Here is a 9,657-nt window from a genome sequence, read left to right on the forward strand (position 1 = left end):
TTCGTTGAATAATACGGCTTATTTTCAAAATGGCGCTTTTTATCCCACGGGGGGATATGTGATGGATGCGCCTGACACTTATGCCGTATTTAACTCTGCGATGGATTTTTTGTTTAACCGAGACGCAATTGATACGCCACTGCGTAAGATTCGTCAGTTTAAATGGGTACAGGGATCGTGGTATGCGCAATAAACAGTTTGGATTTAGCTTAATTGAAGTGATGATTTCATTTGTTTTGATTGGCGTTGGAGCCTTGGGGCTAGTTAAACTACAAGCCTATATTGAGCAAAGAGCGGATTTTGCCATGCACAGTATTCAGGCGCTTAATCTCGCAGAGCAAAAACTAGAATGGTTTCGTACCCGTGGTGCATTAAGTGTCTCCTCCGCACTTCCTGTGGCTAACTATACCGATGATCTAGTCACTGGGGAAGATAGTAGTCACCCTATTTATACGCTTCATTGGGATGTTCCTTCCGTGACATTATCCGGCTCGCTGAAAACCATCGTGATACAAGCTTCTTGGTTTGATCGCCATGGCCAAGTTCAACAAATTGAATTGAAAACCATGCTTTCTCAATACAGTGAATTTGATTAGTTTTTTCGTTTATAAGGCGGTTAAAGTCATCGTTAAATGCAGCCGATGTAAATTTTTGTGGCCCAGTTATCGGTTTGTACCAGATATTGAGATGAGCTGTGTTTTGTTTGTTGCTATATTATGTCGTTAATTTGAAATGTGTCTCTGGATGTTTCTGTTCAATTGAAATTTTATGCTTATCTATAGGTTATTTTATAGAATATATCCATGCGTGATCTGCTATAAATCGTCTCAATGATAGGCAAATAAGAGACAATCATCATTCAAAGCCAACAAAGCATCCATAATAAGGCTCACAATCACAACATCTATTAGGATTTATTCATGAGTAACCAAGCCGTAAATTTATCACCATCAGGTAAATCTAGCCGGATTGATGGTTTTTTAAATATTATCGAGCGGGTCGGGAATAAAATTCCCGATCCTGCTATTTTATTCTTTTGGGCATTGATCATCGTCTGGCTCTCTTCTGCTTTACTCTCCCATATTGATTTTGATCTGATAAACCCTAGAACGGGAGAAGCACTACAAGTCACAAATCTATTGACAGGAACAGCGCTGGCAAGTTTTTTGGCCAATATGGTTAGTACGTTTACCAGCTTTGCCCCATTAGGTATTGTTCTTGTGGCCATGCTTGGTGTTGGGGTGGCTGATTCATCTGGTTTTATTACCACCGGATTGAAAAAAATGCTCAACGTTACCCCAGCCAGATTATTGACTCCAATGTTGATCTTAGTTGCCATTGTCTCTCATACTGCCGCGGATGCTGGATATGTATTGGTGATTCCATTGGGAGGGATCATATTCCATGCTGCAGGCCGACACCCTTTAGCTGGTATTGCCGCTGCATTTGCCGGAGTATCGGGTGGTTTCTCTGCTAATTTTATTCCCTCAGGGATTGATCCACTTTTAGCTGGTTTTACTCAAACCTCAGCACAAATTCTTGATCAAACCTATCAAGTGAATCCTTTAGCAAATATCTTTTTTACTGGGTTATCTTCTATTCTGATTGTCGCAATTGGTTGGTATGTCACAGAAAAAATTATTGAACCACGACTGAATCAGGTACCTGTCGATGAGGATGCAGAAACGGCTCCTGATTTAGGATCGTTTTCTGCTATTGAATCAAAAGCTTTTCGTTATGCTGGTGGTGCGATGTTACTAGGAATTGCGCTACTGGTGGCCGCATTGTGGCCAGAGACATCGGCATTACGTTCACGAGAAGGCGAGTTGACCGCTTTTTCTGCGCCCATTATGAAATCAATTGTGCCGCTGATTTTTATACTCTTTATTATTCCAGGTGTTGTTTATGGACGAGTCACTGGGAATTTTCGTACCAGTAATGATGTTATTAAAGCCATGTCCTCGACCATGTCGACGATGGGCGCGTACATTGTGATGGCTTTCTTCTGTGCGCAATTTTTATCTGCGTTTAGTCATTCGAATATCGGAACCATGCTCGCTTTATATGGGGCTGAAGGGCTAAAAGCGTTAAACCTTCCTGGGCAAGCAACGATCGTTGGGATGATTTTATTAACAGCGATAGTGAACCTATTAGTTGGGTCTGCATCAGCTAAATGGGCATTGATTGGACCGATTCTCGTTCCGATGTTGATGGCGGTAGGTATTTCACCTGAGCTGTCTCAAGCGGCCTACCGTGTGGGTGATTCAGTTTCGAATATTATCTCACCTCTGATGGTGTTCTTCCCTCTGGTGGTTGTTTATTGCCAGCGTTATGTGAAAGGGACGGGTATTGGTACATTGGCCTCATTGATGATGCCATACTCGATAGCGATGCTAGTTGGTTGGTCTATTTTCCTACTTGTGTACTGGGCATTAGGTATACCACTGGGGATTCAGGCTCCGTATACCTATTCGCTGTAAATAAACATAAAGAGCCCGTAGATACGGGCTTTTTATGGCAAGGATAACGAAGAGATATCCATCCACTTGGATCAACTGCAGTTTTTGGTGGCGTTCGTTCACCACCCATCACAGTATGTCTATGCACACGAACTGACTCTTTTGCCTCTGAGCTGCCATCCCTCGTTATTAGATATATACCCTTCCTACTTGCCGCCTACCTGTAACGCCAAGTTGTTTGGGTATCGCCTCACTTTTATCACCTTAACCAATCAATCTGCTCGCGGTATAATCTCGCTAAACCAATCATGAGGTACGTATGATAGAAATAACAGAGCCTTTTACTCAACAAGATGAAATCTTTATGCGCAAAGCGTTGCAGTTAGCAGCGCAGGCCGAGTCAGAAGGAGAGGTGCCTGTTGGTGCTGTATTAGTTAAAAATGGGGAAATTATTGCCGAAGGTTGGAACCGCTCGATTAGCCATCACGATGCGACAGGGCACGCCGAAATTCAAGTCATTCGTCAAGCCGGAAAGGTTTTACAAAATTATCGCTTAGCGGAGACAACCTTATATGTCACGTTAGAACCTTGCCCGATGTGCGCTGGAGCGCTATTACATAGCCGAGTGAAGCGAATTGTCTATGGTGCGCCTGATTTAAAAGCAGGTGCGGCTGGTACGGTGCTCGACCTTTTTGCCAGCCAAGCGGCGTACCATTATGCCACTATTGAAAAAGGGTTATTGGAAGATGAATGCCGTGACCAACTGCAGGCCTTTTTCAAACGGCGAAGAAAAGAGATTAAAGCCAACAAACAGCAACAAACAGATCGGGAAAAAACTAAATCGAGTGGGTAAGCAAACACCTATGTTATAGATGTTTGCTTTTGACGTTAATCGATTAATTGAACAAATGCTCGATGGCGAGCTAATACTTTTTTCTTTGTATTGGCCAGCATGCGTCGACGACGGTTAGCTGATACCGCTTTATTAAAGAGCTTTGATTGACGTTTACGTCGTAGCATAAAACGCCTCCTACTGCAGATATAAGAACAACCTTACTTAGACATCTCTGTCTTTTATCATGTAATACCAAGGTGAATGGTTTGACGTTGTGTCTGTAAGGAACCAAAAATAAAAGTTTATCAACCTTTTGTTACCGTTGATTTTCACTGGTTTTTTATTTTTTACAAGCGACAAGGGTCACACTATGGTTCAACATCTCATTTGAATAGATATGATTTCGAACGATAAAAATCAAGGGAGTAGAGCGTGATTTTTGACCGTTATGGCGCTGAAATTTACTTTCAGAGCGACATCCGCGGTTGATTTCTCGCAGGCTTTAGTCCTGACCAGTTTCAGGGCTTTGGGCCTCGTTATTTGTTTGATCAGCTTGAGCCTCACTATCTATCGACTCTTCTGTAACCGTAATGACCAGTAAATCTTCCGTTCCGGTCTCTAATTCAGTATTAGGATGCGGTTCCAGATGGCCAATAATACTTTGATAGTAGCGACGAATATTTTCTACATAAGTACGAGCTTCATCGCCACGCGCATAGCCGTAGCGCGTTTGAGTGAAATATTTTTTTTGACGTAAGAGGGGTAGGCGATCTTTGACATCGGCCCAAGCATCCGGAGAACCACCTTGTTGTTTGGTTAATCGGCGTGCATCCATCATGTGCCCATAGCCAACATTATAGGAAGCGAGCGCAAACCAAATCTTTTCATGCTGCGGTATACTATCTGGGATTCTCGCAACCATTCGTCGTAAGTATTCAACACCACCGCGAACCGATTGCTCAGGATTGAGTCGATTGGTTACCCCGACACTGCGTGCTGTGGGTAGTGTGAGCATCATCATTCCTCTCACTCCTGTTGGTGATTTGGCGCTTGGGTTCCAATGTGATTCTTGATAGGCCACGGCAGCAATCAATCGCCAGTCAAATTCTTCTGAGTATTTTTGAAATAAGGGTATCCATTTAGGTAGACGAGTGTCTAAAGCTCGAATAAACGCTCGAGTATCAACGTAATCGAAATTACCCACATGACCGATATACTTCTCCTCTAGTGAAGCGAGTGCACCAGATTGCTTTAATGTACCAAAAAACTCAATCACTAATGCATAGAGACTTTCATCATCAGAGCGACGCATAAACCAAGAAATAGGCTGATCTTCCGTCATTTCAAAAGCGGTCGCAATATCTGGATAAATGCGCTGTGATAGCGATATCTCCACTGAGTCAGCCATGGTAAAGAGTAACTCACCTTTAGAGACTTGTTTGAGAAGCTCACTGACATCGGCATTATTGTCGATTTGATATTTAAAATCAGGCTGTGATGCTTTAATCGCCGCTAAGGTACTGGTGAAGTGAGTATCATTGACAATTTTAAAAATGGGTTGCTGACTATTTTGTGCCAGCAGTTCATCTTGTTTGGCTAATAATTGGTTAATGTTGCGAGGACGCCATTGGCCCGGTTTATATACCACTTGCTGAGACACATAGTAGTAAGCAGGCCCGGCGCGGTACTCTTTTAAACGAGATTCCGATTGGCTTAATCCTGCTGCGATAATATCAATCTCACCATTGTTAAGGGCGGGGAAGAGGCTAGAAAGCCGGTAGGCCGGTTTCATTTCTAACCGAACTCCTAATTCTCGGGCAAACTCACGCGCCAGTTCATAATCAAGCCCTGATGGGCCTTCAGGGCCAATATAGTAAGATAATTGATTATTGAGCGTGCCAACCCGGAGAACACCGCGAGCGCGAATTTGCTCTAATTCACTTTGAGGATCAGAGTCAATTTGACAACCCGCCATCAAGAGTGTTAGGCAAATAAGCCATAAGTTGCGACCAAAAGACGCGCCAGGGAATACAGTCATTAATTCGAGATCTCTTACATCAATTACTGCCTTTATACCAAACCCCAGCGTCAAGGCAAAGTTTAGACTTTATTCTTTGCGTGATGAACAGATGAGAGTGTTTGAAATGTGCCATCATGCAAATTTAACAAAAAATGACGCAAACGGTTGCTTTTGGTGTTACGTCACAAAAAGAAATCCTTTATAATGCCCACGCAATGACGAGGTGACACTGGCATAGGTTTTATTAAACACCACTAACGTATTGTAATTAATTGAATTTATGCCAATTTCATCTTAATCACTTGTATATAGAGACCTAAGCACATGAGAATTTTGCGTGGCTCCCCGGCGCTTTCTGAGTTTCGAGTTCAAAAATTGCTTGAAACATGTCGTGAACAAACCCTACCAGTGACTGGCATCTATGCTGAGTTTATGCATTTTGCTGATCTAAAAGCAGAGTTAGAGGCTTCTGATCTGAGTAAACTAGAGAAGCTCCTAACTTACGGTCCCACTATTCAAGAGCATCAACCGCAAGGTTTGCTTCTGCTGGTTACTCCTCGTCCTGGGACGATCTCACCTTGGTCTTCTAAAGCAACTGATATTGCCCACAATTGTGGTTTAACTCAAGTCAAACGGCTTGAGCGAGGAACCGCTTATTATATTACCAGTGAAGAGCCTTTGTCGGAGTCGCAACGGACAAAACTCGCTGCGCTTATTCATGACCGAATGATGGAAACGGTATTTACCGAACTGGATGCCGCAGCGGCTCTATTTCGTGTGGCTGAACCCGCCCCCATGTCTCAAGTCGATATTTTGACGGGAGGCCGCACTGCACTTGAAGAAGCAAACGTTTTCCTTGGGCTGGCGTTAGCGGAAGATGAAATAGATTATCTGGTTGAAAGCTTTATTAAGTTAGGGCGTAATCCTAATGATATTGAGCTAATGATGTTTGCTCAGGCTAATTCAGAGCATTGCCGCCATAAAATTTTTAATGCCGATTGGACCATCGACGGGGTTGAGCAGCCCAAATCACTGTTCAAGATGATTAAAAATACCTTCGAAGTGACGCCAGATCATGTGCTGTCTGCTTATAAAGATAACGCAGCAGTGATGACGGGTTCAAAAGTGGGTCGCTTTTTCCCGGATCCCAATTCTCGTCAGTATGGTTATCATCATGAAGATGCACATATCTTAATGAAGGTTGAAACCCATAACCATCCAACCGCTATTTCACCTTGGCCGGGAGCGGCTACTGGATCTGGTGGTGAAATTCGTGACGAAGGCGCAACCGGCATTGGTGGTAAGCCGAAAGCTGGGTTGGTGGGTTTTACCGTTTCTAACTTACGTATTCCTGGGTTTGTTCAACCATGGGAGAGTGATTTTGGTAAGCCAAGCCGAATTGTTTCGGCATTAGACATTATGCTAGAAGGCCCTTTGGGGGGCGCAGCATTTAATAACGAATTTGGTCGTCCGAACTTATTAGGGTACTTTCGTACTTATGAAGAGAAAGTCACCTCGCATGCCGGGGAAGAGGTGCGAGGTTATCATAAGCCGATCATGATCGCAGGGGGGATGGGAAATATTCGAGCGGAGCATGTACAGAAAAAAACGATCCCCGTCGGTGCTAAATTAATTGTATTAGGTGGCCCTGCGATGAATATCGGCCTTGGTGGTGGTGCTGCCTCATCCATGGCTTCCGGTCAATCAGCAGAAGATCTCGATTTTGCTTCAGTTCAACGTGAAAACCCAGAAATGGAGCGTCGTTGCCAAGAGGTGATCGACCGCTGCTGGCAAATGGGCGAGGCTAACCCTATCGCCTTTATCCATGATGTCGGTGCTGGTGGCATTTCAAATGCACTGCCTGAATTAGTTAATGATGGCGATCGTGGTGGAGTCTTCCAATTGCGTGATGTACCGAATGATGAACCCGGCATGAGCCCACTGGAAATCTGGTGTAATGAGTCACAAGAGCGCTATGTGATGGCGGTGTCTCCTGAAAATATGCCGGTGTTTGATGCGATATGCCGACGTGAACGTGCTCCTTATGCCGTGGTCGGTGAGGCCACTGAAACGCGTCATTTGACGCTGGAAGATAGCCATTTTGATAACACGCCGATTGATATGCCCATGGATATTTTATTGGGTAAACCACCGAAAATGTACCGTGATGCGGTAACTCAGAAGGTCATCAGTCCTGCACTTGATCGCCGTGGTATTGAAGTAAATGAAGCACTGGATCGCGTACTGCGTTTACCTGCCGTAGCGGAAAAAACCTTCTTGATTACCATTGGTGACCGTTCGGTAACCGGTTTGGTTGCTCGGGACCAAATGGTCGGGCCATGGCAAATTCCTGTGGCAAACTGCGCGGTAACCGCAGCCAGTTTTGATACTTATCATGGTGAAGCGATGTCGATGGGTGAACGCACTCCCGTTGCGTTGCTCGATTTTGCCGCTTCGGCACGTTTAGCGGTCGGAGAATCACTCACCAATATTGCGGCGACCGATATCGGGGATATTAAACACATTAAACTCTCGGCTAACTGGATGTCGCCAGCGGGTCACCCCGGTGAAGATGCTGGTCTTTATCAAGCGGTTAAAGCGGTAGGCGAAGAGCTGTGTCCTGCGCTGGGGTTAACCATCCCGGTTGGTAAAGACTCCATGTCGATGAAGACCAAGTGGCAAGAACATGGTGAGCCAAAAGAGGTGACCTCACCCCTTTCATTGATCATCACCGCTTTTGCTCGTGTTGACGATGTGCGCAATACCGTGACACCGCAATTGAGAACTGATCAAGGTGACAGTTGCTTGCTGCTGGTTGATTTAGGTCATGGTCAAAATCGCCTTGGGGCAACTGCATTAGCGCAAGTTTATAAGCAACTGGGTGATAAACCTGCTGATGTGGATAATGCTGAGCAGCTCAAAGGATTTTTTGATGCGATGCAAACCCTCGTTCGTACCCAGCAATTGTTGGCTTATCATGATAAAGGGGATGGTGGTTTAGTGGTGACGCTAGCCGAAATGGCCTTTGCAGGGCATTGCGGCATCACCGCCAATATTGAAACCTTGGGTGATGATGCGCTTGCGGCGTTATTCAATGAGGAGCTAGGCGCGGTTATCCAAGTCAAAAATGATGGACTGGATGATGTGCTTTCTGTTCTGGCTGGGCATGGATTAGCCGACTGCTCACACGTGATTGGTGCCGTTGAATGTTCTGATAAGTTTGTGATTAACCAAGGTACTCAAACCTTGATTGAGCGTTCTCGAACTGAATTACGGACCATCTGGGCAGAAACGACGCATAAGATGCAAGCGCTGCGTGATAACCCTGCTTGTGCTGAGCAAGAATTTGTCGCTAAACAAGAGAATAATGACCCCGGTTTGAATGTCTCGCTCTCTTTTGATGTGAAGCAAGACATTGCAGCACCTTATATTGCGCAAGGGATAAAACCTAAAATGGCCATTTTGCGTGAGCAAGGGGTTAACTCTCATGTTGAAATGGCGGCGGCCTTTGATCGCGCTGGCTTCCATGCCATAGATGTACATATGAGTGATATTTTAACAGGCCAAGCGGTATTGGATGAGTATCAAGGTCTGGTGGCTTGTGGTGGCTTCTCTTATGGCGACGTGCTAGGGGCCGGTGAAGGCTGGGCAAAATCGGTGTTGTTCAATACACAAGCGCGTGATCAGTTTGAAGGGTTCTTTAATCGTCAAGATACTTTCTCACTCGGGGTGTGTAATGGGTGTCAGATGCTCTCTAACTTAAAAGAGTTAATTCCCGGTGCCGATTTATGGCCACGGTTTGTGCGTAATGAATCAGAACGGTTTGAAGCTCGCTTTAGCTTAGTGGAAGTACAAAAATCCAATTCATTATTCTTTGCGGATATGGCGGGCTCTCGCATGCCGATTGCGGTTTCTCATGGTGAAGGTCGAGTGGAAGTTCGTGATGATGCGCATTTAGTCGCTATTGAACAGTCAGGTACGATTGCGATACGTTTTGTCGATAATTTCGGTCAGCCAACCCAGCAGTATCCGAATAATCCGAACGGTTCACCGAATGCGATTACTGGCTTAACCACTCAAGATGGTCGCGTCACGATTATGATGCCACACCCAGAGCGAGTGTTCCGCACTGTTGCCAACTCATGGCACCCCGATAATTGGGGGGAAAATGGTGCTTGGATGCGAATGTTCCAAAATGCCCGTAAATATTTAGGGTAATGAATGAGGGCCTAGGTTTCTAGGCCTTTTCTTTTGTTAGCGAAATTGTCCAGCGTCAGGTAAAAATTCAAAGCCAGCACTGGCTAAACGCGCTTCGAGCTTTGTGCGGTCAATATCAAAATAAG

6 protein-coding genes and 2 pseudogenes are annotated in these 9,657 nt (G+C 44.9%); 5 read left to right on the forward strand and 3 right to left on the reverse strand.

What is annotated here, in order from left to right:
- The 4 genes and pseudogenes from B7C60_RS19235 to tadA all read left to right on the forward strand — a co-directional run.
- Positions 1 to 193 (forward strand): annotated as a pseudogene (locus B7C60_RS19235) (hypothetical protein); the annotation flags it as partial.
- Positions 183 to 596, forward strand: a complete 414-nt coding sequence (locus B7C60_RS12880; protein WP_099611986.1) for a type IV pilus modification PilV family protein — start codon at positions 183 to 185, stop codon at positions 594 to 596. The pseudogene B7C60_RS19235 and the gene B7C60_RS12880, both read left to right, overlap by 11 nt.
- A gap of 324 nt (positions 597 to 920) precedes the next feature.
- Positions 921 to 2,480, forward strand: coding sequence for an AbgT family transporter (locus B7C60_RS12885; protein WP_099611987.1), 1,560 nt, complete (start codon positions 921 to 923; stop codon positions 2,478 to 2,480).
- Positions 2,481 to 2,778: 298 nt separating this feature from the next.
- The gene (tadA, locus tag B7C60_RS12890) at positions 2,779 to 3,312 is read left to right on the forward strand and encodes a tRNA adenosine(34) deaminase TadA (RefSeq protein ID WP_099611988.1); all 534 of its coding nucleotides are present in this window, start codon (positions 2,779 to 2,781) and stop codon (positions 3,310 to 3,312) included.
- Between the two features lie 35 nt (positions 3,313 to 3,347).
- Here the strand turns inward: tadA and B7C60_RS20005 are convergent, their stop codons facing one another.
- Together B7C60_RS20005 and mltF are read right to left on the reverse strand one after the other, a co-directional pair.
- Positions 3,348 to 3,479: a hypothetical protein gene (locus B7C60_RS20005; protein ID WP_272870130.1), complete on the reverse strand. Its 132-nt coding sequence runs from the start codon at positions 3,477 to 3,479 to the stop codon at positions 3,348 to 3,350.
- Positions 3,480 to 3,796: 317 nt separating this feature from the next.
- The gene (gene mltF, locus B7C60_RS12895; RefSeq protein ID WP_099611989.1) at positions 3,797 to 5,332 is read right to left on the reverse strand and encodes a membrane-bound lytic murein transglycosylase MltF; all 1,536 of its coding nucleotides are present in this window, start codon (positions 5,330 to 5,332) and stop codon (positions 3,797 to 3,799) included.
- 306 nt (positions 5,333 to 5,638) lie between these two features.
- On the opposite strand from mltF, the gene purL reads away from it, so the two are divergent.
- Entirely contained in the window at positions 5,639 to 9,532 is a 3,894-nt protein-coding gene (purL, locus tag B7C60_RS12900) for a phosphoribosylformylglycinamidine synthase (protein ID WP_099611990.1), read from the forward strand.
- Positions 9,533 to 9,568: 36 nt separating this feature from the next.
- Here purL and B7C60_RS19240 read toward each other — a convergent pair.
- A pseudogene (locus B7C60_RS19240) lies at positions 9,569 to 9,657 on the reverse strand (DUF4250 domain-containing protein); the annotation flags it as partial.

The sequence above is a fragment of the Vibrio fujianensis genome, from assembly GCF_002749895.1.
GTDB lineage: Bacteria > Pseudomonadota > Gammaproteobacteria > Enterobacterales > Vibrionaceae > Vibrio > Vibrio fujianensis.

Coding starts and splice junctions, on each gene's coding strand:
- purL (WP_099611990.1), top strand. CDS start 5,639: ATGAGAATTTTGCGTGGCTCCCCGGCGCTTTCTGAGTTTCGAGTTCAA.
- B7C60_RS12880 (WP_099611986.1), top strand. CDS start 183: ATGCGCAATAAACAGTTTGGATTTAGCTTAATTGAAGTGATGATTTCA.
- tadA (WP_099611988.1), top strand. CDS start 2,779: ATGATAGAAATAACAGAGCCTTTTACTCAACAAGATGAAATCTTTATG.
- B7C60_RS20005 (WP_272870130.1), bottom strand. CDS start 3,479: ATGCTACGACGTAAACGTCAATCAAAGCTCTTTAATAAAGCGGTATCA.
- B7C60_RS12885 (WP_099611987.1), top strand. CDS start 921: ATGAGTAACCAAGCCGTAAATTTATCACCATCAGGTAAATCTAGCCGG.
- mltF (WP_099611989.1), bottom strand. CDS start 5,332: ATGACTGTATTCCCTGGCGCGTCTTTTGGTCGCAACTTATGGCTTATT.